Genomic DNA, 24,518 nt, shown 5'->3' on the forward strand with positions numbered 1-24,518 from the left:
TTTCTCACCTTGCCCAAGCGACGAAAAATAAGTCGCTTCTGCCGCCAATGCGCGTAATATCGACAATCCGCCCTAATTTATGGGCGCGGATTTTTGCCGTTCTGGCCTGAAAAGCGAGGGAAAATAAGATGAATCATAATGACCTTTCTCAGTGCCGCGTGGACACCGACCGTTTGTTGATTGCCCCTTTTACCGCAGCAGACGCCGACGATGTTTACCAGGCGATCACCCCCACTCTGACGCGCTTTATGACCTTTGAGCCGGAGGCGTCGCCGGAAGATTTCGCCAACGTCTGGCAAGGCTGGCTGCCGCTGATGCGCGAAGGTGAAGAAGTGATCTTCGTCGCCCGTCGGCGCGAAGACCGGCAGTTCGTCGGCGTCGGCGGCGCGCATAACCTGCGCAGCCGCACCCCGGAGCTGGGCATCTGGGTGAAAGAGGGCCTGCACGGCCAGGGCTACGGCCGCGAAATCGTGCAAAGTATCGCGCGCTGGGCCACCGACCGCTTTCAGCCACCGCACCTTGTCTACCCGGTGGCCGAGCAGAATACCGCCAGCCGCCGCCTGGCCGAGTCGCTGGGCGGCGTGCTGGCCGGCCGCTGCGAACGCATCAAGTATGACGCCGTAGTGTACCACCTGCCGCCTCAGCGCTAATCAGCATCGGGCCGCCGGCCCGGTGTGACCTTTTTTGCGTTCCGCCGTGATAACCGCTGCCACTGCCTGCGGGTTTGTGCTAATGATAGAGGCATGTAGGGTAAAAACAGTTGAGGAACAGCAACATGATTATTTTTGTTACCGGCGCCACCTCCGGTTTCGGCGAGGCCATTGCGCGCCGTTTTATCCGTGAAGGCCATCAGGTGATCGCCGCCGGGCGCCGCCTTGAGCGTCTCGAAGAGCTGCAGGACGAATTAGGGCAAGCCCTGCACATCGTGCGGCTCGACGTGCGCAACCGCGCCGCCATTCAACAGGCAATCGAAGCACTGCCGGCCGAGCTGCGCCAGATCGACGTACTGGTGAACAACGCCGGGCTGGCGCTGGGGCTGGAGCCGGCGCACAAGGCCAACGCCGATGACTGGGAAACCATGATCGACACCAACGCCAAAGGGCTGGTGAACATGACGCGTGCGCTGCTGCCGGCCATGGTCGAGCGCAACGTCGGCCATGTGATCAACATCGGCTCCACCGCCGCCAACTGGCCTTACGCCGGCGGCAACGTGTACGGCGCCACCAAGGCGTTCGTCAAACAGTTCAGCCTGGGCCTGCGCGCCGATCTGCACGGCACGCGCATCCGCGTGACCGATATCGAGCCGGGCCTGGTGGGCGGCACCGAATTTTCCAACGTGCGCTTCAAGGGCGATGACGGCAAGGTCAACAAAACCTACGAAGGCGCCGATGCGCTGACGCCGGAAGACATCGCCGAGTCGGTGTTCTGGGTCGCGACGCTGCCGGCGCGCGTCAACATCAACACGCTGGAAATGATGCCGGTCAGCCAGTCCTTCGCCGGGCTGAATATCCACCGCGGCGCCTGATCTCCAACGGCGGGAGGCGACTCCCGCCCTGTTTCCTCAGGCCGCGCGCCAGCCGGAAACGATGATCAGCATGCCCAGCAGCGCCACTCCGGCGCCCACCCAGTCCAGCGCGGACAGCTTCACCCCGTCCACCACCCGCAGCCACAGCAGCGCCGTCGCCACATACACGCCACCGTAGGCCGCGTAGACCCGCCCGCTGGCCGCCGGATGCAGCGTCAACAGCCAGACAAACAGCATCAGGCTCAATGCCGCCGGCAGCAATAGCCAGGCGCTGCCCTGCTTCTTGAGCCAGAGATAAGGCAGGAAACAGCCGATAATTTCGGCGAGCGCAGTGGCGAAAAACAACAGCGTGGTTTTTAACATCGGTCGCAGTTTTCTCTCGGTAAATTAAACGAATCGGCGCTTGGCTGGTGAATTCCAGGAACGCAGTGGTATATTTGTCACCACGCCTGCGGGCGAGGTAACGCCAGTGTCGCCATCATCAGGCGCACTCACTCATAAGGATGAAACGATGAAAACATTTTCGACCCAACGACTGCTACGCGGGATGCTGCCGGTCGCCATGCTGGCCGTCATGGGCGCCTGGCAGGCGCCGGCGCTGGCCGCCACCTGCACTCAGGGCAGCACCTGCGTCACCGTCGATGGCAAAGGCAGCGGCGCGATGAGCACCGAAGAAGCGCGCCAGAGCAAAGAGCAGTGGAATGATACCAAAACCCTGCGCCACAAGGTTAACACTCGCGTCGAGAAAGAGTTCGACAAGGCCGATCGCGCGGCGGATGACGAAGACCGCTGCAACGACAGCAACAACGTCAACGCGTACTGGGAGCCGGACACCCGTAAATGCCTGGATCGCCAGACCGGGCGTCGGATTATTCCTTAATCCGCCTGCGGCGGGCGGGCAAGCGTGAAACCCGGCCGCCGTTACTGCTATCCTGTTACAGGAAGTCCATTGTCTAAAAGGATGACGTGATGAAAAAAACGCTGATATTAACCGCTGTATTGCTGGCCAGCGCGCCGTTGGCGGCCCTGGCCTCCTGCGAAAGCGTGAAAGCGGACATTTCGCAAAAAATCATCAATAACGGCGTTCCGGAGTCCGGCTTCAAACTGGAGATCGTGCCTAACGATCAGGCCGATCAGGCCGGCGGCCAAGTGGTCGGCCACTGCGAAAACGACACCCAGAAGATCGTCTATACCCGCCTGAACAACGGCGACGATCGCGGTGACGCAGCGCAGACCGGCACCAGCCAGGACACCTCCAACACGCAGTAAGCCGCATCGGCTACCCAGGGCGCGCAACAGCCGCGCCCTTTCCTTTTCCCTTAAGCCTGCTCCGCCTCTTCCTCTTCGCCCTGCGGTCGACAACGCGCCGGGATCAGCATCGCCGCCGCCAGCGCCAGCAACGACACCAGCGCCGACACCAGGAACACCCAATGCAGCGAAGCCGCCACCTGCTGGATAAGCTGCGCCAGCGCTTCGCTCCCCATGCTCTGCCGCACCGCCGGCTCCATCAGCCGTTGCACCGGATCGTCGATTTCAGGCAAACGCCACTGCAGGTTGAGGTTCAGCGTGGCGCCCAGAATGGCGGTGCCGATGGCAGAACCCACCATGCGGGTAAATACCGTGCAGGCGGTGGCGATGCCGCGAATGCTGTAATGCGCCGCGTTCTGCACCGACACTAAAAACGTGGTGTTGCACAGCCCCATGCCGGCGCCGACCATAAACGCCGCCACCCGGCCCCACAGCAGGCCGCCGTTCGGCTGCAGCATCAGCAGGATCAGGCCGCCCGCCACCAACAGCAGCGCCCCCAGCAGCGCCGTCGCGCGATACGAGGTCATCAGCATCAAACGGCCGCTCAGCGTGCTGGCCAGCGGCCAACCGATCGACATCAGCGCCAGCGTGGTGCCCGCCTCCAGCGGCGAGCCGCCCATCACGCCCTGAATGAAAGTCGGCAGGAAGGCGCTGATGCCCATCATCGCCGCGCCGATCACCAGCCCACCGATGTTACCGGCGACGATCACCCGGCTTTGCCACAGCGCCAGCGGGAACAGCGGTTCGACCGCGCGCCGCTCCTGACGTATCAGCAGCGCCAGCGAAGCCGCCGCCAGCGCGAGCAGCGGCGCCACCCACCATCCCAGGCTTTCCATCTGCAACAGCGCCAGTAGCAGCGCCGAAACGAACAGCGTCAGCCAGGCGGTGCCCACCAGATCCAGCGCGTGCCGCCGCAGCTGCTGATGCGCCGGCAGATAGCGCCAGAGGAAGAACATCGCCAGCAGGCCGATCGGCAGATTGACCCAGAACACCAGCGCCCACGGCAGATGCTGGACGATAAACGCGCCCAGCAGCGGGCCGATGATCGCCGACACGCCCCATACGCTCGACAGGTAGCCCATCACCTTCGGCCGCTCGGTGGCGCTGTAGATGTCACCGATGATGGTGGAGGCGATCGGCATGATGGCACCGGCGCCCAACCCTTGCAGCAGACGGAAGCCGATCAGCCAATACATGTCGGGGGCGAAGCCGCACAGCACCGATCCCAGCAGGAACAGCGTAGCGCCAAAGAAGAACACCCGCTTGCGGCCGTAGAGATCCGCCAAGCGGCCGTAGATGGGGATGGTGATCGCCTGCGCCAGCAAATAGACCGCGAATACCCACCCCAGCAGCGAGAAGCCGCCGAGATCGCCGATGATGGTCGGCATGGCAGTGGCGACGATGGTGGCTTCGATCGCCGACATGAACATCGCCAGCATGCAGGCGATCAGAATCAACGGGCGGTGGGCGATGGGTGCGGGTGAAACGTTATTTGTCATGGCGTTATGCAGGTTTCCTGGCGTTTTTATTTTCCCTGAGTATATCAGCAAGCGCCTGCGCCAAGTCTATCCGCCCTCACATCCTGTCTTTGCCGGCGGCGAATCGCACCATTTGGACTGATTGTTACGGCGTAACGTTTTGCTGCGGATTTTTTTCACTTTCCCCTCATCCCAGCGCTGACGCGGGCTGAGGCGCCGATCCGCGTAATCTCAATCAACTGATTTTGTTCATAAAACTTGGCATGGCCAACGACAGGGTGCTATACCTTCCCTAGCCGGGGTCATTGGGCTTCGTGCTTTCTCTAGTTTAAATATCAGTATCTTATGCTGATTAACTCACGTATTGAGCCACCGTTCAGCACGCTATGCCGAACACACCCTGCGCTCAATGTCGCTAACCTCATGCGAAACGCCCGTTTTGTACCGCCACGCCCGCCGGGCAGTGGGTAACAATCAGAGCGGAATGCGCCGTCTCGTCGGCCGCTCCGCGCAACGGAGGACGCAACATCATGCACAAGTCAGCGCCATACCGGCGCCTGCTCCTCGGGAGCCTGCTGTTTATCGCCGTCATCGCGCTGCTGGTTTACGGCATCGGTTGGGAAACCCTCAAGTCGCGCCGGGAAGATTTGATTTACCTCGGCCAGCAGCACATGTTCCTGGTGGTGTGTTCCATGTTGCTGTCGCTGCTGGTCGGCATTCCCAGCGGCATCCTGCTGAGCCGCCCCTTCGCCCGCCGCTGGGCGGAGCACGTGATGCAGATCTTTAACGTCGGCAACACCCTGCCGCCGCTGGCGGTGCTGGCGCTGGCGATGGTGATCATCGGTATCGGCGACCGACCGGCGGTGGTGGCGCTGTTCCTCGCCTCGCTGCTGCCCATCGTGCGCAATACCTATGCCGGCCTGCGTTCGGTGCCGCCGGCGCTGGTCGAGGCCGCCAACGGTATTGGCATGACCGCCGGGCAGCGGCTGCGCCAGGTCGAACTGCCCAACGCGCTGCCGGTGATCTTCGCCGGGGTGCGCATCGCGATGGCGATCAACGTCGGCACCGCGCCGCTGGCGTTTTTGATCGGCGCCAGCAGCTACGGCGAGCTGATCTTCCCCGGCATCTACCTGAACGACTTCCCGACGCTGATCCTCGGCGCCGCTGCCACCGCGCTGATCGCCCTGCTGCTGGATCTGGCGCTGGCCGGTCTCGGCCGCCGGCTCAGCCCGCATACCGCATCCTGATGGGAGAAACGCGATGACTCGATGGTTACAACACCTCCGCCACGCGCTGCTGTTCTCTTTGCTGATGACCGGCGCGGCCGCCTGGGCCGCCCCGCTCACGCTGGCGAGCAAGAACTTTACCGAACAGCGCATTCTGTCGGCGATCACCGTGCAATACCTGCGGGCCAAAGGTTTTCAGGTCGAACCCAAGACCAATCTGGCCACCGTGATCACCCGCAACGCCATGATCAACAAACAGATCGACATGACCTGGGAATACACCGGCACCTCGCTGATCATCTTTAACCACATCAATAAGCGCATGACGCCGCAGGAAACTTACGACACGGCGAAAAAGCTCGACGCCAAACTCGGCCTGGTGTGGCTGCAGCCGGCGGACATGAACAACACCTACGCCTTCGCCATGCAGCGCCAGCGCGCGGAAAAAGAGCAGATTCGCACCATGTCGCAGCTGGTGGCCAAAGTGGAACAGGTGCGTAAAACCGACCCGAAACACAACTGGCTGCTGGGGCTGGATCTGGAGTTTGCCGGCCGCTCGGACGGCCTGAAGCCGATGCAGGCGCTGTACGACATGCCGCTCGATCGTCCGCAAATCCGCCAAATGGACCCCGGCCTGGTTTACAACGCCATCCGCGACGGCTTCGTCGATGCCGGTCTGGTGTACACCACCGACGGCCGGGTGAAAGGCTTCGATCTGCAAGTGCTCGAAGACGACAAAGGCTATTTCCCGAGCTATGCGGTCACGCCGGTGGTACGCGCCGACGTGTTGCAAAACACGCCGGGGCTGGAAGCGGCGCTGAACACGCTGTCGAAACAGTTCAACAATCAGGTGATCACCGAGCTTAACGCCAGGGTGGATATCGACTACCAGACGCCGCAACAGGTCGCCGACGCGTTCCTCAAGCAGCGCGGCCTGATTTAGGGAGGCATGTGATGAATACTGTACTTTACGCCTGGCAAAACTGGGCCTATATCGCCGGATTGACGCTGGAGCACCTGCTGCTGGTCGGCGTCGCCGTCGGCCTGGCGATCCTGATCGGCGTGCCGCTCGGCGTGCTGATCGTCCGCCGCAAATGGCTGGCGACGCCGGTGCTGAGCCTGGCCACGCTGGTGCTGACCGTGCCCTCCATCGCCCTGTTCGGGCTGATGATCCCGCTGTTTTCCTTAATTGGCCACGGCATCGGCTACGTGCCGGCGATCACCGCGGTGTTCCTCTACTCGCTGCTGCCGATCGTGCGCAACACCCACACCGCGCTCGACAACCTGCCCGGCGGGCTGCGCGAAGCCGGCCGCGGCATCGGCATGACGTTCTGGCAACGCCTGCGCTGGGTAGAGATCCCGGTGGCGCTGCCGGTGATTTTCGGCGGCATTCGCACCGCCGTAGTGATGAATATCGGCGTGATGGCGATCGCCGCAGTGATCGGCGCCGGCGGCCTCGGCCTGCTGCTGCTCAACGGCATCAGCAGCAGCGACATCCGCCAGTTGATTACCGGCGCCGTGATGATCAGCCTGCTGGCGATCGTCCTCGATTGGTTATTGCACCGCTTGCAAATTGCGCTTACGCCCAAGGGGATCCGCTCATGATTAAACTGGAAAATCTGACCAAACAGTTCATGCAGAAGAACGGCACGCCGTTCAACGCCGTCGACAACATCAATCTGGACGTGCCGGAAGGCGAAATCTGCGTGCTGCTCGGCCCTTCCGGCTGCGGCAAAACCACCACGCTGAAGATGATCAACCGCCTGATCGAACCCACCGGCGGCACCATTCTGATCAACGGTGAAGACACCAGCGCGCTGGATACCGTCAGCCTGCGCCGCAAAATCGGCTACGTCATCCAGCAGATCGGTCTGTTCCCCAACATGACCATCGAGGAAAACATCACCGTGGTGCCGCGCATGCTTGGCTGGGACAAAAAACGCTGCCACGATCGCGCCGAGGAGCTGATGAGCATGGTGGCGCTGGATCCCAAGCGCTTTTTGCACCGCTACCCGAAAGAGATGTCCGGCGGACAGCAGCAGCGCATCGGCGTGATCCGCGCGCTGGCGGCCGATCCGCCGGTGCTGCTGATGGATGAGCCCTTCGGCGCGGTGGATCCGATCAACCGCGAAACCATCCAGAACGAGTTTCTCGACATGCAGCGCCAGCTGAAAAAGACCGTGATGCTGGTGAGCCACGACATCGATGAAGCGCTGAAGCTCGGCGATCGCATCGCGGTGTTCCGCCAGGGCAAAATCATACAGAACGCCAGCGCCGATGAGCTGCTGGCGCGGCCGGCGAACGAGTTCGTCGCTTCCTTTGTCGGCCAGGACCGCACGCTGAAGCGCCTGCTGCTGGTGCAGGCCGGCGACGTGGCCGATCAGCAGGAAACGGTGACGGTGCGGCGGGAGACGCCGCTAGTGGAAGCGTTCGAGTTGATGGACGATATCGACGCCCGCTCGGTAACGGTGGTGGACGCCGACGGCAAGCCGCTGGGGTACGTCAAACGCCGTGAGGCGCGCGGCGCGCCGGGCGTCTGCGCCGACAGTCTGCACCGTTTCCGCGTCACCGCCCGTGCGGAGGAGAATCTGCGCGTGGTGCTGTCGAAGCTGTACGAGCACAACACCTCCTGGATGCCGATCGTCGATGAAGACGGCCGCTACAGCGGCGAAATCTCGCAGGATTACATCGCCGACTACCTCAGCTCCGGCCGCACGCGCCGGGTGCTGACGCCGCAATAACCCACCCCGGGGCGCTCATCGCCCCGGCCACGCCGCAGTTTGCTAAAGATTCACTGGTCATCGGCCGGAGCGCCAAGCACAATGCGCTGATGACCCTTTGATTTTTCTCACGACGCCGCCCACGCATGAAAAGATTGGTCCACCTGCACCACTACCGCGCCCTGTTGCGCAGCCTGTTTATCGCCGTGTTCATCGGCGTCGCCGCCGCTCTGGCGGTATGGCTGTTCCACCGTTCGATGATTGGCCTCGAGTGGCTGCTGCTCGGCAATGCCGACGGCAGCCTGGTGGCCGCCGCCGCCGCGCTGCCCGGCTGGCGGCGCGCCCTCACTCCGGCGCTGGGCGGCCTGGCGGCGGGCCTGCTGCTGTATATTCACCAGCGCTACCGCCACCAGCGGCCGGCGGCGCCCACCGACTATATGGAAGCGATCGAGACCGGCAACGGCAAGCTGGACACCGGCGCCAGCCTGGTGAAATGCCTGGCGTCGCTGCTGGTGGTGTCGAGCGGCAGCGCCATCGGCCGCGAAGGCGCGATGATCCTGCTGGCGGCGCTGGTGGGCTCGCTGTTCGCTCAGCGCTTTACGCACGAGAAAGAGTGGAAACTGTGGGTGGCCTGCGCCGCCGCCGCCGGGATGGCCAGCGCCTATCATGCGCCGCTGGCGGGCAGCCTGTTTATCGCCGAGATCCTGTTCGGCACCTTGATGCTGGCCTCGCTTGGCCCGGTGGTGATCGCCGCGGTCAGCGCCCTGCTGATAACCAACCTGCTCAACGGCGGCCAGGCGCCGCTCTATCTGGTGACGCCGCTCGCGGCTCCCTTGCCGACGCAATACCTGCTGATGGCGCTGGTCGGCGTGGTGGCCGGCGCCGGCGGGCCGCTGTTTTTATGGCTGATGACCGCCACCGGCCATGCCTTCCGCTCGCTGAGATTGAAGCCGCCGTTGCAGCTGGCGCTGGGCGGCCTGATCGTCGGGCTGCTTTCGCTGCTGTTCCCGCAGGTATGGGGCAACGGTTACAGCGTGGTGCAGGCGCTGCTGATCGCGCCGCCGGGGGTGCTGCTGCTGGGGGCGATCCTGGTGTGCAAACTGTTGGCAATCCTCGCCAGCAGCGGGTCGGGCGCGCCGGGCGGGGTCTTCACCCCGACGCTGTTTGTCGGCGCCGCGCTCGGTTCGATCATCGGTCAGCTGTTTGGCCTGTGGCCGGGCATGGATACGGCGGTGCCGCTGCTGCTGGCGCTGACCGGCATGGCTACCCTGCTGGCCGCCACCACCCATGCGCCGATCATGGCGGCGCTGATGGTGTTTGAAATGACCGGCGAGTACGCGCTGCTGCCCGGCATTCTGCTCTCGTGCGTGATCGCCACCACCGTGTCGCGCGGCCTGCGGCCGGTGTCGGTGTATCATTCGGCGCCGCCGCCCAAACGCGAGGCTTAGAACTCGCCCTGCTGCAGGATTTTCCTGAACTGCGGGCACTGCAGGTGCTCGGGTTCAGGGCAATCAACCAGGTGGCGCAGCCCGTCGCGCACCTGCACCAGGCGCTGGATATGGCGATCCAGCTCATCCGCCCGCGCCGCCAGCAGCCCGCGATCGAGCGCTATCTTGCCTCGATCGTCAAACAAGGCGCTCATCTCGTCCAGCGTAAAACCGGCCAGGCGCGCCAGCGCGATCAGTCGCAGTTGGTCAAGCACGCCGGCGGCGTACTGGCGACGCAAACCGTGGCGGCCCGTCGACGCGATCAGCCCTTTCTTCTCGTAATGCCGCAGCGCGGAAGGCGCGATCCCGCTCAGGCGCGCCACCGCGCCGATATCCAGTTCTTTTGCCATTGACTTGAAGCCGACTTTAAGTTGCACACTTGCGCACATTATCACGTCACTGAGCCAAGGACACCCCTATGACCCCCGATCTGTTAGTGCGCATCTTGTTAACCGGCGTTGGCGCCACCCTCTGCATGGATCTGTGGGCGCTGCTGCTGAAGCGGCGCTTCGGCATCCCTTCCCTCGATTATGCGCTGGTGGGCCGCTGGTTTCTCGGCATGTTCGACGGCCGCTGGTTTCACGCCACCATCGTTACGGCGCCGCCGCGCCGGGGAGAGAGAACAATCGGCTGGATATTGCATTACGCCATCGGCATCGCGTTTGCCTTTATCCCGATCGGTTTGGCGGGCATCGGGTGGTATGCGGCGCCGGAGCCGCTCATCGCGCTGTTGAGCGGCTGGCTGAGCCTGGCGGCGCCGTTTCTGGTGATGCAGCCCGCGTTGGGCTTTGGCGTGGCGGCGGCGAAAACCGCCTACCCGCGAAAAGCGCGGTTCCTTAGCCTGCTCACCCACACGGTGTATGGGCTGGGCCTGCTGATCGCCGCCCGGCTGTTGGCGGCGCTGTACGCCTGAGCAGGCTTACAGCAGCGTGGAAATATCGAGGTAGTGCGCCAGCTCGCGCTGCTCCGCGCGTGGCAAATAGGGAATCTCACCCAGCAGCGGCGCGGGAATGCGCTGCTGCAGCGCCGCGATGGTTTCGGCATAGTGCGCCAACCCCGGGTTGATGCGGTTGGCCACCCAGCCCAGCAGCGGCAGGCCGTCGTTGATGATCGACTGCGCGGTCAGCAGCGCGTGGCTGACGCAGCCCAGCTTGATGCCCACCACCAGCACCACCGGCAGCTGTTCCTGCACCACCCACTCGGCGTAAGGCCGCAGATCGTTCATCAGCACCCGCCAACCGCCGCTGCCTTCCACTACCACCGTGTCGGCTTTGGCGGACAGATCCCGCAGACCGCTGCTCATCACGCCATAGTTGATGTCCTCGGTCGCATGCGCGTGAAACACCTCATCCAGGCAGGTGATGGGATTGATCTCCTCGTAGGACAGCGGCAGGGTTGAAGATGCCTGCAACACCAAAGCGTCTTTATTGCGGATGCCCTCGCTGGTTTCCTGGCAGCGTGCGGCGATCGGCTTGTAGCCGGCCACCGAACGGCCCTCGGCGGCCAGCGCCTGCATCAACCCGCGGGAAACCACGGTTTTACCGACGTCGGTATCCGTGCCTGTCACAAATAAACGCTTCAACATGAATAGAATGCCCCAGAATGCCCCGTTAACAATGTGTCGCCGCACCGGCGGCGAAGAAGTCTTTCGGAAAAATTCTAGGGGATGCTGCCACGTAGGGGCTTGAGGTAGCTCAATCTTTTGCGGGATTAATAAGAAGTTCTGATGTTAGCCCTGCAGCAGCTGTACCAGCAATGAACCGTTGTACAGCGCCTCTTTCACCAGCGCCGCGCCGGGCATAGTGCCCTGATTGAAGAACTGCGTGGATTCGACCTTGACCTGCTCGCTGTAGGCCGGCAGCGCCTGCTGGCGAATGCAGGAGGCGATGGCCGGATGCAGGATCTCCGCCGCGCGGTTAAGCGGCGATCCGACCAGGATCTTCTCCGGATTGAACAGGTTGACCATGATAGCCAGAATGCGCCCCACGCTGTGACCGACGCCGAGAATGATGTCCCGCGCCAGCTGATCGCCCGCCAGCGCGGCGTCGCACAGCGATTCGACGGTCAGCGGCGCGCCGTGCAGGCTGGAGCTCATCGAACCGCTCAGCCGCTGCTGGGCGATCTCCAGCATGTTCTCAATGCTGGCCACGGTTTCGAGGCAGCCGTGGTTGCCGCAGTAACAGCGTTTGCCGTAGGGATCGACCTGGGTGTGGCCGATCTCCACCACGCTGTGGCTGCCGGCGTGCAGCACATGGCCGCCGGTGATCACCCCGGCGCCGACGTTGTGGTCGATCACCACCTGAATCACGTTCTGGCTGCCGCGCGAGGCGCCGTACAGCGCCTCGGCCATGGTCCAGGCGCTGATATCGTGCTGCAGGTAAACCGGCAGGCCGGTGCGGGTTTCCAGCGCCGGGCCGAGCGGCATCTCCAGCACGTCGTAAAACGGCATGCGATGCACCACGCCGGACTGCACGTCGATCATGCCCGGCAGCGTGATGGCGATCGCCGTCAGCCGCTCCAGCTTGCTTTGGTGGCGGATAAAGAATTGGTCGACTTCGGTCAGGATGCGTTTCAGCAGCGGTTCGGGGTGTTCGGCCGCCAGCGGCAGCTGCTCCTCCTCAACCACCAGTTTGCTGCTGAGATCGCGCAGCGCCAGCGTGATGCTGCCGCGGCTAATGCGGGCGGACAGGTAGTGCCAGGCCTCGGTGTCCAGCACCAGCCCCACCGCCGGGCGGCCCCGGCTGCCGATTTCCTGGTACTCGGTTTCCTTGACCAGATGGGCTTCCAGCAGTTCGCGCACGATCTTGGTGATGCTGGCGGGCGCCAGCTGCGCGCGTTTTGACAGTTCGATGCGCGAAATCGGGCCCAGTTGATCGATTAGCCGATAAACCGCCCCCGCATTGGTCTGTTTGATTTGATCGATATGCCCAGGCTGCCCAACCGCAATCACAAACCTGCTCCTACTATTTTTCGCGCTTCTAAATAAAGACTAGGGGTTATGGTGGGGCTTTTGTCATACAGCGTCAACTATTTGATTCGTTATGTGATTTGCTGCACAAATTCCTCGCAATTTCAGCGTGAATTGATTTTTATTTGCCCAAGCTCAACGTCATTTCAGCATCAACGCCATCAGCGCCTGCGCGGCGGCGGTCAGCGGCCGCCGGCGGTGATGCACCAGCCACACTTCGGTGGTGGCGTCCGGCTCCGCCAGCGGCAAATAGCGCACGCCGTCCACCCGCACCCGGGCAAATGAGGCCGGCAGAATCGACACCCCCAACCCGGCGGAGACCAGCCCGATGATGGTCATCGCTTCCCCCACTTCCTGGGTGATGTACGGAGTAATGCCGGCCTTGCCGAGCAGCAGCAGTATTTCGTCGTACAGCGCGGTGCCCACTTCGCGCGAGAAGAACACAAACGGCTCCTGCGCCAGATGTTGGAAACGCAGCGCGCCGCCGGGCGTTTCCGCCAGCGGATGCCCTTCCGGCACCACCGCCACCAGCGGTTCCCGCAGCAGCAGCTGATAGTGAAGCGCCTCCGGCAGCCGCGTGTTGCGCATCACCCCCAGATCCAGCTCACCGTTCAGCAACGGCTCGATCTGCTGTTTGGTGTTGATTTCGCGCATTTTGATATGCACCTGCGGGGAGTGCTGACGAAAGGCGCGCAGGCTGCGCGACACCACGCCGATAAAGGGCGCGGAAGAGGTAAAGCCGATGGTCATTTCCCCCAGCTCGCCGCGATCCAGACGCGCCGCCTTTTCCGCCGCGCGCCCGACCTGATCGAGCACCTGGTAGGCTTCTTTGAGGAACATCTCCCCGGCCTGGGTCAAACTGACGTTGCGGTTGTTGCGCGCCAGCAGCCGCGCGCCGACCATTTCTTCCAGCGCCTGGATTTGCTGGCTGAGCGGCGGCTGGGAGATCCGCAGCCGTTCGGCGGCGCGGCCAAAATGCAGCTCTTCCGCCACGGCGATAAAGTAACGCAGGTGTCTCAATTCGATATTCATATTTAAAACGTCTTAATTTTAATTATTAATATATTAGACAAAAAATTCGCCACTCCCTATCATTTTGTTATCTGTAAAGTGTCTGTTTATCTCCCCGAAGTTCGGTAAGGAAACGCTGTGACAACCCCTGTGCGTTCTGCGGCCGCAATGCCGTCGACGCTGGCCGCCAACGATGACGCGGCCGCTGCGCCAAAAGTAAAACGCTCCACCCTCAACAACAAACTCCCCTATATCGAACGCGGCACGCCGCAGTTTATGCGCGTGACGCTGGCGCTGTTTTCCGCCGGGCTGGCGACCTTCGCGCTGCTCTACTGCGTGCAGCCGATCCTGCCGGTACTGTCGCAAGATTTCGGCGTATCGCCGGCGGAAAGCAGCCTGTCGCTTTCGGTCTCCACCGGCCTGCTGGCGATCGGCCTGATGTTCACCGGGCCACTGTCCGACGCCATTGGCCGCAAGTCGGTGATGGTGGTGGCGCTGCTGCTGGCGGCGGTCTGCACGCTGATCTGCGCCTTTATGACCAGCTGGCACGGCATTTTGTTGATGCGCGCGCTGCTCGGCCTGTCGCTGAGCGGCGTGGCGGCGGTCGGCATGACCTACCTCAGCGAAGAGATCCACCCCAGCTTCGTCGCCTTCTCGATGGGGCTGTACATCAGCGGCAACTCAATCGGCGGCATGAGCGGCCGCCTGGTGACCGGGGTGTTGACCGACTTCTTCTCCTGGCGCGTATCGCTCGGGGTCATCGGCCTGTTCGCCCTCGCCGCCGCCTGCATGTTCTGGCGCATCCTGCCCGCCTCGCGGCATTTTCGCGCCAGCTCGCTGCGCCCGCGCACCCTGCTGATCAACTTCAAGCTGCATTGGCACGATAAGGGCCTGCCGCTGCTGTTCGCGGAAGGGTTCCTGTTGATGGGCAGCTTCGTCACCCTGTTCAACTACATCGGCTATCGCCTGCTGGCGGATCCTTACTACCTGAGCCAGGCGATTGTCGGCCTGCTGTCGGTGGTGTACCTCACCGGCTCCTACAGCTCGCCCAAGGCCGGTGCGCTCACCTCACGCTTTGGGCGTGGCCCGGTGCTGCTGGCCTCGATCGTGATTATGCTGATCGGGATTCTGATTACCGCGCTGCCGCAGGTGCCGGCTATCTTTATCGGCATGATGCTGTTCACCGCCGGTTTCTTCGCCGCCCATTCGGTGGCCAGCAGTTGGATCGGCCGCCGTGCGCGCCGCGCCAAAGGCCAGGCGTCGTCGCTGTATCTGTTCTGCTATTACGTTGGCTCCAGCGTAGCCGGCACCCTCGGCGGCGTGTTCTGGCACAGCTTCGGCTGGAATGGCGTGGCGGCGTTCATCAGCCTGATGCTGCTGCTGGCGCTGTTGGTGGTGCATTACCTGAAGCGCCTGCCGGAAGCGGCCCGCCTCTGAAAAGAAAAAGCCGCGGTGGTTCGCCGCGGCTCGTCATGCCAGTGCCTGTGATTATTGGTCGGTTTTCCAGCGGGTGCGCAGGTACTCCACCGCCTTGTCCGTTTGCGGCTCAGTCAAATAACGTTGCCGGAACAGAATGGTTCCCCCCATTCCCGGCAGGCTCTCGTTGAGATCCAGCTGCCTTTTCAGCTCGGGGACGCCGTCATCGACGGTCCAGGCCGGCTCGCTGGCGGCAGGCGTACCCACTTTATACAGCGCCACCCCGGCATAGAGCCGAACCGGCGTGCCTTTCACCACATCGGCCCACCAGTTGGCCAGCACGTCGTAGCGGACAATTTCACGATCAAAAGGCCAATACAGCTGCGGCGCGATGTAGTCGAGCAGCCCCAGTTTGACCCACTGGCGCGTATCGGCATAGGCCGTATCGTACGATGGCGCGCCGGCCCGCGTCGCCGAGCCGGCAGGATCGTCCGCCTGGTTTCGCCAGACGCCCGCCGGGCTGACGCCAAACGCAACCGCGGGCTTCAAGGCGCGCACGGTGGCTGAAACCTGTTTTATCAATTGCAGCGTGTTGTCCCTGCGCCAGGCGGCTTTGTCTGCAAACCCTTTGCCGTATGCGCGATACGTCTTTTCATCATCCAGCGGCGATTGCGGCGTTTCGTAATAGAAATAATCATCAAACTGAATGCCGTCGACCTCATAGTTTTTAGCTATTTCAGCCACCACGCCGGTGATCCAGTTGCGCACGTCGGGCAGACCGGGATCGAGCACGAAGCGCTCGTTGGCGGTGCGAATCCAGTCGGGATGCAGCGCATAGACGCTGGCCGGCGGCGACTGCAGCGTATGATTGAGTGCGTCAATCGTTTGTGGGCGGGTATTCATAGAAACCCGATAGGGATTCAGCCAGGCATGCACTTTGATGCCGCGCCGGTGCGCTTCTTGCAGCATAAAGGCCAGCGGATCGTACCCCGGATCCTGGCCCACGGTGCCGGTCAAGACTCCTGACCAGGGCAAGATGTTTGAGCGCCACAGGGCCGTGCCGTCCGGTTTAACCTGAAAATACACCGCGTTAATCCCGGTTTTCACCATCTCGTCCAACGCGTCCGTCAACCCCTGCTTCTGTAGGCGAACCCGCTCTTGCGCGGTTTCCGCTTTCAGGGAGGCCGCCGGCGGCCAGTCCAGGCCAATGACCGTGGCCAGCCAGATGCCCCGCATCGGTGTTATCGGCGGCGTCGGTTGCGGGGGCTTCTCCGGTTCGGGTGGCTTGGCGCACCCGCTCACGCCCAGCATGGCGGCCATCAACAGCCATCCGCCTAATTTTATTGCGCCTGTCGGCATCCTGGTTCTCCTTCCGTGAGTGACGGTTATCCCATGTCGTTGTATGCAGAGCAAGAAACGGCCCGATTTCTCAGTGCCATTTCGCTGCCGGCGCCGCCCTGTTCAGACGACGCCGGTGCCCTTATCCCATTACCAGCTCAGCCCCGTCCCGCGAGGGAACGCCACCTTACCCGTATTGGTTTCCACATCGTAGTCATGCCAGGTATTGACCGGCAATTTGCCCTGCGGTTTGATTTTGCCCGTCAGCACCTGCGCCAAAGAGACCATCGAAGGGCCACGCCACACGCCGCTGTCATAACCGTAGTAGGAGTAGGTGGCGACGGCCGCCTCCACCTCGGCGGCATAGTTCACGATATCGTAAGGGGCGCGCAGTGAGAGGTGAACGCGTTTTTTCCCCTGCTCGGCGGCGTATTTCAACCAGCCCGGATAAGGGCTGCTGTCATTGCCCGCCCCGGTTGCGGAGGTAACGACCCCATCCTGTTCAGCAGGCGTAAAGCGGGTTGAGAGGGTTCCGAGCAAGAACACGTCACAGCCGGCAATATGTTCCCTGACCTGGGCGTCGCTTAGCTCCGTTTCCTTCGCGGCAACGACGTTCTGATACCCCTCCTGCGCCATCACGCGCGCAATGCCGTTGGCCTGCTCGCCCCACGGCGTCAGAATAAAGTAGCGCAGCGCCTTGTCCTTTAACGGCAACAGGCTGTGGCGGTTGATAACCACGGTAATGGAACGATCGGCGATGCGTTTTTCCAGCTTGTGCGCTGACGACGCAATGTCATTGGAACACGGCTTCTCGCTATGGCCCACCAGGCTATGGCGTAATTTCAGGCGCAAAATTCGCTCGACCGAGGCATCGATATCGGCCTCGCTGAGATGCCCCGCTTTTACCCTGTCCGCAAGGTACCGGATCAGGTCCGGCAGCAGGCTCGCCTGGGCCGGCGAGGCGATGCTGACAGGCATCAGGGCAATATCCACCCCGGCGGCAAAGACGTTTTCAGCCGCCGCTTGCTGGCTGAAATGCTCGGCAATCGCGCCCATATCCAGCGCATCTGAAATCGTTACGCCCGCATACCCCAATTCATTGCGCAGGATCTGGGTCTGAATTTCATGCGACATGGTGGCCGGCACCGTGATTTTTTCACCGCTGCGGGTATCTATCTGGCGGTTATCCAATGCCGGATACTGAATATGCGCGGTCATGACCATATCCGGCGCCGCGCAGCGATCGATGGCCTGCTTGTAAGGGGCGATATCGATGGCAAAGGCCTCTTCCCGCGTGCGATCGACGCGCGGCAGGCCGGTATGTGAGTCGGTGGAGGTGCTGCCATGGCCGGGGAAGTGCTTATACGCGGTGATCAGTCCCTGGTGTTTCATGCCCGCCACCATTTTCTCTGCCAGACGAGAAACGGTGTTCTTATCATCGCTGAAGGCGCGAACGTTAATCACCGGGTTGAACGGGTTGGTGTTGACATCCACGACCGGGGCAAAGTTGGTATTGATATGCAACGCGCGCATATCCTGGGCCATCAGCTTGCCCTGTTCAACGGCGAGCTGTTCATCCGCGCCCCCTTCAATCGCCGCCGCCAGCGCCATATTGCCGGGGAATGAGGCATAATCGCCGCGCGGCAGCCGGAAAACGTTACCGCCTTCGTTATCCGTGCCAATAAACAAACGAATGCCCGCGTGGGTTTTCATCGCGGCATACCAGGCCGTCAACGTGTTGATCTGCTGCTTGTCTTTCAGATTATTGGCGAACAGGATCACCCCACCCACGTGGTTATCGGCGATCAGCTTGCCAATGGCTTCATCGGGGACGGTCATATCCTGGTTGCTGCTACCGTTCCGATCCCAGTAGCGAAAATCCAGCATGATTTTTTGCCCGATCTTCTCTTCCAGCGTCATATTTTTGACTTTCTGTTTAATATCCACAGTGAACCTCCGTTTAAAGCACCCGTTAATGACAGAAGAAAAGATAACCCCAAGGGCTCATAGCGTCCTGCCATTCTGTTTGTTCCAGGGATTGGACAACGGCGAGCGGAAAATGGATTAAACAAAACGCAAACAAACAGGAGAAAATCCATCAATGAATCAAAACACTACGCATACCGGGTGTATTACGTGCCCTGCCGTAGAGGCCACTATGGCGCATTTTCCGCTGGTAAGCCGGGTGGCCGGTGAAGCTGCCGTCAGCTAAGGGGCCGATGTTGCCCCCAGTCTGCCACTCTTCTATAGTATGTTGTAACTAATATAGGAGCGTGCGATGAGCAGATACGATGTGATTGGCCGGATGAACACCTGCTTTACCGAGCTGGAGCAGGCGCTCGGCGCGCTGCAGCAGCAGATCGCCCCGCTGCGGTTGCTGGCGGCGCGGGTGTTCAGCCTGCCGGAGGTTGAAAAAGGTCAGGAGCATCAGGCTATCTCGCATATCGCGGTCGAACAGCATGTGGGGCAAGCGGCGCGCGATCTGGCGCTGGAGCATTATCAGCGGCTGTTCATCCACCATAACCGGGAGAATGTCAGCAGCAAGGCCGCCGTGCGCCTGCCCGGCGTCATCTGCCTGGCGGTGGAGCAGCCGGAGTATCAGGCGCTGCAAACGCAGCTGGCGCTCATCAACCGCTTGAAGGGTGAACTGGAACAGATTATCACCGTCGATTCCGGCCTGGCGCCGGAGCAGCGTTTCGAGTTCGTGCACACCCATCTGCACGGGCTGATTACCCTTAGCGCCTATCGCACCCTCACTGCCCTGACCAATCCCGACTCCGTGCGCTTCGGCTGGGCCAACAAGCACATCATCAAAAACGTCAAGCGGGACGACATCCTGGCGCAGCTGGAGAAAAGCCTGAAAGCCGGCCGCGCGGTACCGCCGCACAGCCGTGAACAGTGGGCTGCCCTGGTCAGCCGCGAGATAGACGACGTCAGCCGCCTGCCGCAGCACGCAACGCTGAAAATCAAGCGGCCGGTCAAAGTGCAGCCAATCGCCCGGGTGTGGTATCAGCAGCAGCAAAAACAGGTGCAACACCCCTGCCCGCTGCCGCTGATCGCCCTGTGTCAGGCAGAGAGCGGCGCCGCAGTGCCGAAGATTGGCGAGCTGCTCAACTACGACGTCGACGCGGTGAAACACCGCTACAAACCCGACGCCCGTCCGCTGCGGCTGCTGGTGCCGCGCCTGCACCTGTATACCGACGACGCTACTCGCTGAGGGCATATACCCGCAGGCGATGGCCGTCCGGATCTCGCGCCACGAAGGTGTAACCGAACTCCATCTCGGTCGGCGTTTGCTCAATCGGCAGCCCGAGCTCGCGCCACTGGTTATAGCGCGCCTCGACCTCTTGCGGATCCTGGCACAAAAAGCCCAGTTCACCGCCGCCGCCAGTCAGGGTCGCCGCAGGTTTTACCCCCTGTTTGGCCCACATCCCCAGCTTGAAGCCATTGTTGAGCACAAACAGGGCGAAGCCGGGGGAAAGCTCTACCGGCGCCTGTCCCAGTAAACGTTGATAAAAGGCGGCGCTGTTCAGCGGGTTGTCGACGTAAAGCAGGGTCATGCTGGGAAGGGTCATCGGTCTGTCCTCTGGGTGATGGGAACCGGCCGGTTCCCGATAGGCACAGACTAAGGGGTGCGACTGACAGTTTATGGCAGCAACGTGCCGCTATTGATCCGCAATGCCCTCGTTGAGGCGCCACTCTTTCAGCAGCCTCCGTCGGCCGCGCGGATAGCGCTGTTCCAAAGGCGTAGCGGCCTGAATGCGATCGAGGCGAAAATGGCGAAACGCCTGGCGCAGCTCGCACCAGGCGACCAGCATCTGGAACTGCTCGAAAAAACCCAGCGCAAAGGGCCACAGCAGGCGTTCGCTGCGGTGCCCCGCCAGATCGAGATAGTCGATATGCAGCTTGCGCTCGCGGCGGATGGTGTCACGGATCAGCACCCGCAGCTCATCCGCCACCGGCGGCGCCTGAACCGGCGCGATCAACAGCGTGTTGGCCTCCAGCTCCTCCCGCAGCGCCGGCGGCAGCACGTCGGCGATCTTGGCCAGCGCCTGGCCCGCCGCGCTCGCCAGTTGGCTGTCGCCGCGGCGGCTGACCCAGCGCATCCCCAGCACCAGCGCTTCTGTCTCTGCCAGTGAGAACATCAGCGGCGGCAGCATAAAGCCGGGGCGCAGCACATAGCCGACGCCCGCCTCGCCGGCGATCTCCGCCCCCTGCTGCTGCAGCGTAGCGATATCGCGGTACAGCGTGCGCATGCTGATGCCCAGCGTTTGCGCCAGCGCATGGCCCGCCACCGGATAACGGTGGCTGCGCAGCAGCTGCATCAGATCGAGTAAACGTTGTGCGCGCGACATATCACGGCTCCCTGCATAACGCGGTTTGGACAAAGTCGGCAAAGGCCCGCGCCTTGGCCGAAACGAAATGACCGCAGGGGAACACCGCCCACAGCGCCAGCGGCGGCAGCTGCCAGTCCGCTAATGCCGCGATCGCCGCCCCGCTTTGCAGCTCGCTGCGGAACATGCCTTCGCTGGCGATAGTAGGCCCGAATCCCGCCAGCACCAGCTCGCGCACGCACTCCGCCGCATTGACCCGCATGCGCCCCGGCAGCCGCAGCGCGCGCTGTTCTCCTTCGCGGCTGAAGCGCCAGTGCTCGCCGCCACCACGGCGGTGGTAAATCACCAGCTCGTGCTGCAACAGATCTTCCGGCCGCTGCGGCATGCCGGCGGCGGCAAAATAGCCGGGCGTGCCGATCACACATTGCTTTACCTCACCCAGTTTGCGGGCGGTAAAGCCGGAATCTTCCAGCTCGCCGATACACAGGGCAATATCGATGCCCTCTTCAATCAACGACAGGTTGCCGTCATCCAGCAGCAGATCGACGCTCAAACGCGGGTTGGCGCGCATAAACGCCGTCAAATCAGGCAAGGGAACGATGCGGGCGAACACCGCCGCCGAGGCGACCCGCAGCCGGCCGCTCAGCGTTTCGCCGGCGTTCTGCACCAGCGCTTCCGTCTCCGCCAGCTCGTTCAGGATACGCCGGGTGCGTTGATACAGCTGCTGCCCCGCATCCGTCGGCTGCAGGCCGTGGGTCGAACGCAGCATCAGGCGTGTGCCGAGCTGCTGTTCCAGCCGCGCCACCGCTTTCGAGACCGCCGGCTGCCCCACGTGCAGCCGCCGCGCCGCTGCGGTAAAGGAACCGCTCTCGTAAACGCAGGCATAGGTTTCGTAATCGGCAAACTTGCCCATAACATTCCTTACTGGAATAACAGTTAGCATTTATTGCAGTCTACACGCGCCATTCAGGAATGGGCAAGATGAGTGCACCCCTCATTCCCGTCAGGAGAACGCATGACACTGCAAGACAAACTTGATGCCTTCAAAGCGGAGTTCGAATCCGGCCAACTGCCGTTCACACTCACAGAACAAGAGCACGCGCTGATGCGTAAGGCGATCCAAACGCAGATCGCTGCCGGCATCGCCGAACGCGCCCTGAAGGTCGGCGACGCCGCGCCCGGCTTTACCCTGTCGGACAGCGAAAGCCGGCCATGTTCTTCCGCGGCGCTGTTGGCGAAGGGCCCGCTGGTCGTCAGTTTCTATCGCGGGATCTGGTGCCCCTACTGTACGCTCGATCTGCAGGCCCTGCAGGCCGCATTGCCCGCCATCATGCAGTACGGCGCGCAGCTCGTGGCCGTTTCGCCGCAGAGCACGGTGCATAACCGCCAGGCCATACGCGATCACGATCTCACCTTTGCGCTGCTCAGCGATGCCGGCAACCGTCTGGCGGCCCAATTCGGCCTGCGTTACCGCCTGCCGGCCGCGTTGATCGCCCTGTATCAACAGCGGCTCGGCCTCGATCTGGCGCAGTTCAACCAGGATGATAGCTGGACGCTGCCGCTGCCGGCGCGGTTCGTCATCGCCCGCGATGGCCGTATCGCCTATGCCGAAGCGCACGCCGATTACACCCGGCGGCCGGAGCCGCAGGCGCTGTTGTCGGTGCTGGAAAGATTGGCTTGAAAAGACGGGGCGCAAACGCGCCCCGTTTAAACATGACGTGATTACTTCTGCATGCTGCCGACCATCGCTTCCGGCCGCACCCATTCGTCGAACTGCGCTTCGGTCAGGTAGCCGAGCTTCAGCGCCGCGGCTTTCAGCGTCAGCCCTTCCTTGTGCGCTTTCTTGGCGATTTCCGCCGCCTTGTCGTAGCCGATGTGGGTATTGAGCGCCGTCACCAGCATCAGCGATTCGTTCAGCAGTTGGGTGATGCGATCGCGGTTCGGTTCGATGCCCACCGCGCAGTGCTCGTTGAAGCCCTGCATGCCGTCGGCCAGCAGGCGAATCGACTGCAGGTAGTTGTGGATCACCATCGGGCGGAACACGTTCAGCTCGAAATTGCCGGAAGCACCGCCGATGTTCACCGCCACGTCATTACCCAGCACCTGGGCGCACAGCATAGTCATCGCCTCGCACTGGGTCGGGTTGACCTTGCCCGGCATGATGGAGCTGCCCGGTTCGTTCTCCGGGATCGAAATCTCGCCGATGCCGCAGCGCGGACCGGACGCCAGCCAACGCACGTCGTTGGCGATCTTCATCAGCGAAGCCGCCAGCCCTTTCAGCGCGCCATGCCCCTGCACCAGCGCGTCGCAGGTCGCCAGCGCTTCGAACTTGTTCGGGGCGGTAACGAACGGCTGATGGGTCAACTCCGCCAGCGCTTTAGCCACGCGCACCGCGTACTCCGGATGGGTGTTCAGGCCGGTGCCGACCGCCGTGCCGCCCAGCGCCAGCTCGGCGATGTGCGGGATACTGTCCTCGATGTGTTTCAGGTTGTGCGCCAGCATCGCCGCCCAGCCGGAGATTTCCTGCCCCAGGGTCAGCGGCGTGGCGTCCTGCAGGTGGGTGCGGCCGATTTTGACGATGTCATGGTAAGCTTCGGCCTTGTCGCTCAGCGTCTTGTGCAGCACTTTCAGCTCGGGGATCAGGTGCTCGCGCAGCGCAATCACCGCCGCCACGTGCATCGCGGTGGGAAACACGTCGTTGGAGCTCTGGCTTTTATTGACGTCGTCGTTCGGGTGCACCTTGCGCTCTTCACCGCGCACGCCGCCCAGCAGCTCGCTGGCACGGTTGGCCAACACTTCGTTCATGTTCATGTTGGTCTGGGTGCCGGAACCGGTTTGCCAGATTGACAGCGGGAACTGGTCGGCATGGCTGTCCGCCAGCACTTCGTCGGCGGCGTTGATGATGGCGGCGCCCCGCTCGGCCGGCAGCAGCCCCAGATCCACGTTCACCTGTGCGGCAGCGCGCTTGGTCAACGCCAGCGCATGGATCAGTGCGGTCGGCATCTTTTCGGAGGAAATGCGGAAATGCGCCAACGAACGCTGGGTTTGCGCGCCCCACAGCTTGTCGGCCGGTACTTCGATGGGGCCCATAGAATCTTTTTCGATACGAACGCCTGCCATCATTGTCTCCTTAGCATAATTCCTAAAATTGTAGGGTTAGGCCGACGCGCTACCCCCCGTCGGCACGCACTCCCAGTATAGTGACATAATAACTATTCGCATTAAGAGAGTTATCTCACAGCACGTTTCATCTCTTTTACCCATTAACGACGCGGTTATTTTCCGCCGGATAACCCGCGCCGAAATAAACGGTCGGGTATGACCTGGAGAATAAAAGCGTGGGTCACGATTAACGCGGATGACGCGAATTAAAGTTATTGAGGCGCTGGGCCTGTAAATGATTAAGCTCATCGATACGTTGCTGCTGCAGATGATTAATTTCGTCGTAGGCGTCCTGCCGTTCATTATGGCGATAGGCCCCGACCGCCACCGCGCCGGCGGTGAGCGCCAGTGGATGGGCTACGGGCGCGATTGCGGCAGGAACCACTACCGGCGCGGGTGCAACGACGATCGGCGCCGGCGCGATCACCACGGCACGCGGCGCGGCGTAAGGATAGGTGACAATCACCGTCGCCTGGGCTGCGCCGGTGCAAAGCCCCAACAGCAACAACAGTTTTTTCATGCAACAGACCTCTTGTTTCGTTAAA

26 protein-coding genes are annotated in these 24,518 nt (G+C 62.2%); 13 read left to right on the plus strand and 13 right to left on the minus strand.

Translation table 11 applies throughout. The annotated features are described in order from the left end of the window. The first annotated feature begins 128 nt into the window (after positions 1 to 128). Both ACJ8HT_RS16515 and ydfG read left to right on the plus strand, forming a co-directional pair. The gene (locus ACJ8HT_RS16515; protein ID WP_197653469.1) at positions 129 to 650 is read left to right on the plus strand and encodes a GNAT family N-acetyltransferase; all 522 of its coding nucleotides are present in this window, start codon (positions 129 to 131) and stop codon (positions 648 to 650) included. A gap of 125 nt (positions 651 to 775) precedes the next feature. Next, the gene (ydfG, locus tag ACJ8HT_RS16520) at positions 776 to 1,525 is read left to right on the plus strand and encodes a bifunctional NADP-dependent 3-hydroxy acid dehydrogenase/3-hydroxypropionate dehydrogenase YdfG (RefSeq protein ID WP_025302722.1); all 750 of its coding nucleotides are present in this window, start codon (positions 776 to 778) and stop codon (positions 1,523 to 1,525) included. Between the two features lie 36 nt (positions 1,526 to 1,561). On the opposite strand, the gene ACJ8HT_RS16525 is transcribed toward ydfG, so the two are convergent. Continuing rightward, positions 1,562 to 1,888, minus strand: a complete 327-nt coding sequence (locus ACJ8HT_RS16525; protein ID WP_197653468.1) for a YnfA family protein — start codon at positions 1,886 to 1,888, stop codon at positions 1,562 to 1,564. Positions 1,889 to 2,036: 148 nt separating this feature from the next. Between ACJ8HT_RS16525 and ACJ8HT_RS16530 the strand changes: the two genes are divergently transcribed. After that, positions 2,037 to 2,405 carry a DUF1283 family protein gene (locus ACJ8HT_RS16530; protein WP_038873959.1) on the plus strand — a complete coding sequence of 123 codons (369 nt, stop codon included), beginning with the start codon at positions 2,037 to 2,039 and terminating at the stop codon, positions 2,403 to 2,405. An 89-nt stretch (positions 2,406 to 2,494) separates the two neighbouring features. After that, the gene (locus ACJ8HT_RS16535) at positions 2,495 to 2,794 is read left to right on the plus strand and encodes a DUF1161 domain-containing protein (RefSeq protein ID WP_194572637.1); all 300 of its coding nucleotides are present in this window, start codon (positions 2,495 to 2,497) and stop codon (positions 2,792 to 2,794) included. 50 nt (positions 2,795 to 2,844) lie between these two features. Here ACJ8HT_RS16535 and ACJ8HT_RS16540 read toward each other — a convergent pair whose 3' ends face one another. Then, on the minus strand, positions 2,845 to 4,332 hold the full coding sequence (locus tag ACJ8HT_RS16540) for an MDR family MFS transporter (protein ID WP_197653467.1): 1,488 nt from the start codon (positions 4,330 to 4,332) through the stop codon (positions 2,845 to 2,847). Between the two features lie 509 nt (positions 4,333 to 4,841). Between ACJ8HT_RS16540 and ACJ8HT_RS16545 the strand changes: the two genes are divergently transcribed. The 5 genes from ACJ8HT_RS16545 (at position 4,842) to clcB (ending at position 9,705) form a co-directional block, all read left to right on the plus strand. Continuing rightward, complete coding sequence (locus ACJ8HT_RS16545) at positions 4,842 to 5,558, plus strand: ABC transporter permease (protein WP_004938551.1); 717 nt, start codon at positions 4,842 to 4,844, stop codon at positions 5,556 to 5,558. A 64-nt stretch (positions 5,559 to 5,622) separates the two neighbouring features. Beyond that, the gene (locus tag ACJ8HT_RS16550; RefSeq protein ID WP_376787979.1) at positions 5,623 to 6,480 is read left to right on the plus strand and encodes a glycine betaine ABC transporter substrate-binding protein; all 858 of its coding nucleotides are present in this window, start codon (positions 5,623 to 5,625) and stop codon (positions 6,478 to 6,480) included. Positions 6,481 to 6,491: 11 nt separating this feature from the next. After that, positions 6,492 to 7,142: an osmoprotectant ABC transporter permease OsmW gene (gene osmW / locus ACJ8HT_RS16555; protein ID WP_197653465.1), complete on the plus strand. Its 651-nt coding sequence runs from the start codon at positions 6,492 to 6,494 to the stop codon at positions 7,140 to 7,142. Continuing rightward, positions 7,139 to 8,278 carry an osmoprotectant ABC transporter ATP-binding protein OsmV gene (gene osmV, locus ACJ8HT_RS16560; protein ID WP_197653464.1) on the plus strand — a complete coding sequence of 380 codons (1,140 nt, stop codon included), beginning with the start codon at positions 7,139 to 7,141 and terminating at the stop codon, positions 8,276 to 8,278. The genes osmW and osmV overlap by 4 nt, the downstream gene beginning before the upstream one ends. Positions 8,279 to 8,403: 125 nt before the next feature. After that, on the plus strand, positions 8,404 to 9,705 hold the full coding sequence (clcB, locus tag ACJ8HT_RS16565) for a voltage-gated ClC-type chloride channel ClcB (protein WP_197653463.1): 1,302 nt from the start codon (positions 8,404 to 8,406) through the stop codon (positions 9,703 to 9,705). Here the strand turns inward: clcB and ACJ8HT_RS16570 are convergent. Then, positions 9,702 to 10,094 carry a helix-turn-helix domain-containing protein gene (locus ACJ8HT_RS16570; protein ID WP_169318395.1) on the minus strand — a complete coding sequence of 131 codons (393 nt, stop codon included), beginning with the start codon at positions 10,092 to 10,094 and terminating at the stop codon, positions 9,702 to 9,704. The genes clcB and ACJ8HT_RS16570 overlap by 4 nt on opposite strands. A 68-nt stretch (positions 10,095 to 10,162) precedes the next feature. On the opposite strand from ACJ8HT_RS16570, the gene ACJ8HT_RS16575 reads away from it, so the two are divergent. Continuing rightward, positions 10,163 to 10,657, plus strand: a complete 495-nt coding sequence (locus ACJ8HT_RS16575; protein ID WP_197653462.1) for a DUF2938 family protein — start codon at positions 10,163 to 10,165, stop codon at positions 10,655 to 10,657. 6 nt (positions 10,658 to 10,663) lie between these two features. Here the strand turns inward: ACJ8HT_RS16575 and bioD are convergent, their stop codons facing one another. The 3 genes from bioD to ACJ8HT_RS16590 all read right to left on the minus strand — a co-directional run bounded on the left by bioD (position 10,664) and on the right by ACJ8HT_RS16590 (position 13,744). Beyond that, the gene (gene bioD / locus ACJ8HT_RS16580) at positions 10,664 to 11,329 is read right to left on the minus strand and encodes a dethiobiotin synthase (RefSeq protein WP_049199186.1); all 666 of its coding nucleotides are present in this window, start codon (positions 11,327 to 11,329) and stop codon (positions 10,664 to 10,666) included. Between the two features lie 144 nt (positions 11,330 to 11,473). Beyond that, the gene (mlc, locus tag ACJ8HT_RS16585; protein WP_197653461.1) at positions 11,474 to 12,694 is read right to left on the minus strand and encodes a sugar metabolism global transcriptional regulator Mlc; all 1,221 of its coding nucleotides are present in this window, start codon (positions 12,692 to 12,694) and stop codon (positions 11,474 to 11,476) included. A gap of 159 nt (positions 12,695 to 12,853) precedes the next feature. Further along, the gene (locus ACJ8HT_RS16590; protein WP_049199177.1) at positions 12,854 to 13,744 is read right to left on the minus strand and encodes a LysR substrate-binding domain-containing protein; all 891 of its coding nucleotides are present in this window, start codon (positions 13,742 to 13,744) and stop codon (positions 12,854 to 12,856) included. Between the two features lie 147 nt (positions 13,745 to 13,891). Here ACJ8HT_RS16590 and ACJ8HT_RS16595 point away from each other — a divergent pair, with 147 nt between their 5' ends. After that, entirely contained in the window at positions 13,892 to 15,160 is a 1,269-nt protein-coding gene (locus ACJ8HT_RS16595) for an MFS transporter (RefSeq protein ID WP_197653489.1), read from the plus strand. Positions 15,161 to 15,211: 51 nt separating this feature from the next. Here ACJ8HT_RS16595 and ACJ8HT_RS16600 read toward each other — a convergent pair whose 3' ends face one another. Next, a complete protein-coding gene (locus ACJ8HT_RS16600; RefSeq protein WP_197653460.1) occupies positions 15,212 to 16,498 on the minus strand; it encodes a glycoside hydrolase family 10 protein in 1,287 nt (428 codons plus the stop codon). Positions 16,499 to 16,627: 129 nt separating this feature from the next. After that, complete coding sequence (locus ACJ8HT_RS16605) at positions 16,628 to 18,424, minus strand: glycoside hydrolase family 3 protein (RefSeq protein ID WP_194571702.1); 1,797 nt, start codon at positions 18,422 to 18,424, stop codon at positions 16,628 to 16,630. Between the two features lie 331 nt (positions 18,425 to 18,755). On the opposite strand from ACJ8HT_RS16605, the gene tus reads away from it, so the two are divergent. Beyond that, the gene (gene tus, locus ACJ8HT_RS16610) at positions 18,756 to 19,694 is read left to right on the plus strand and encodes a DNA replication terminus site-binding protein (protein ID WP_194571701.1); all 939 of its coding nucleotides are present in this window, start codon (positions 18,756 to 18,758) and stop codon (positions 19,692 to 19,694) included. Here the strand turns inward: tus and ACJ8HT_RS16615 are convergent. The 3 genes from ACJ8HT_RS16615 to ACJ8HT_RS16625 all read right to left on the minus strand — a co-directional run bounded on the left by ACJ8HT_RS16615 (position 19,684) and on the right by ACJ8HT_RS16625 (position 21,724). Next, the gene (locus tag ACJ8HT_RS16615; protein WP_028128189.1) at positions 19,684 to 20,052 is read right to left on the minus strand and encodes a VOC family protein; all 369 of its coding nucleotides are present in this window, start codon (positions 20,050 to 20,052) and stop codon (positions 19,684 to 19,686) included. The two genes, tus and ACJ8HT_RS16615, sit on opposite strands and share 11 nt — an antisense overlap. Before the next feature lie 90 nt (positions 20,053 to 20,142). After that, entirely contained in the window at positions 20,143 to 20,832 is a 690-nt protein-coding gene (locus tag ACJ8HT_RS16620; protein ID WP_195873668.1) for a helix-turn-helix transcriptional regulator, read from the minus strand. Between the two features lies 1 nt (position 20,833). Continuing rightward, on the minus strand, positions 20,834 to 21,724 hold the full coding sequence (locus ACJ8HT_RS16625; protein ID WP_194571552.1) for a LysR family transcriptional regulator: 891 nt from the start codon (positions 21,722 to 21,724) through the stop codon (positions 20,834 to 20,836). 102 nt (positions 21,725 to 21,826) lie between these two features. Here ACJ8HT_RS16625 and ACJ8HT_RS16630 point away from each other — a divergent pair, with 102 nt between their 5' ends. Continuing rightward, positions 21,827 to 22,492: a peroxiredoxin-like family protein gene (locus ACJ8HT_RS16630; protein ID WP_197653459.1), complete on the plus strand. Its 666-nt coding sequence runs from the start codon at positions 21,827 to 21,829 to the stop codon at positions 22,490 to 22,492. Positions 22,493 to 22,533: 41 nt separating this feature from the next. On the opposite strand, the gene fumC is transcribed toward ACJ8HT_RS16630, so the two are convergent. Further along, the gene (gene fumC / locus ACJ8HT_RS16635) at positions 22,534 to 23,931 is read right to left on the minus strand and encodes a class II fumarate hydratase (RefSeq protein WP_197653458.1); all 1,398 of its coding nucleotides are present in this window, start codon (positions 23,929 to 23,931) and stop codon (positions 22,534 to 22,536) included. A 229-nt stretch (positions 23,932 to 24,160) separates the two neighbouring features. Beyond that, entirely contained in the window at positions 24,161 to 24,493 is a 333-nt protein-coding gene (locus ACJ8HT_RS16640; RefSeq protein ID WP_197653457.1) for a hypothetical protein, read from the minus strand. Positions 24,494 to 24,518 lie beyond the last annotated feature (25 nt).

The organism is Serratia sp. CY44782 (genome assembly GCF_052168715.1).
Classification (GTDB): domain Bacteria; phylum Pseudomonadota; class Gammaproteobacteria; order Enterobacterales; family Enterobacteriaceae; genus Serratia; species Serratia nevei.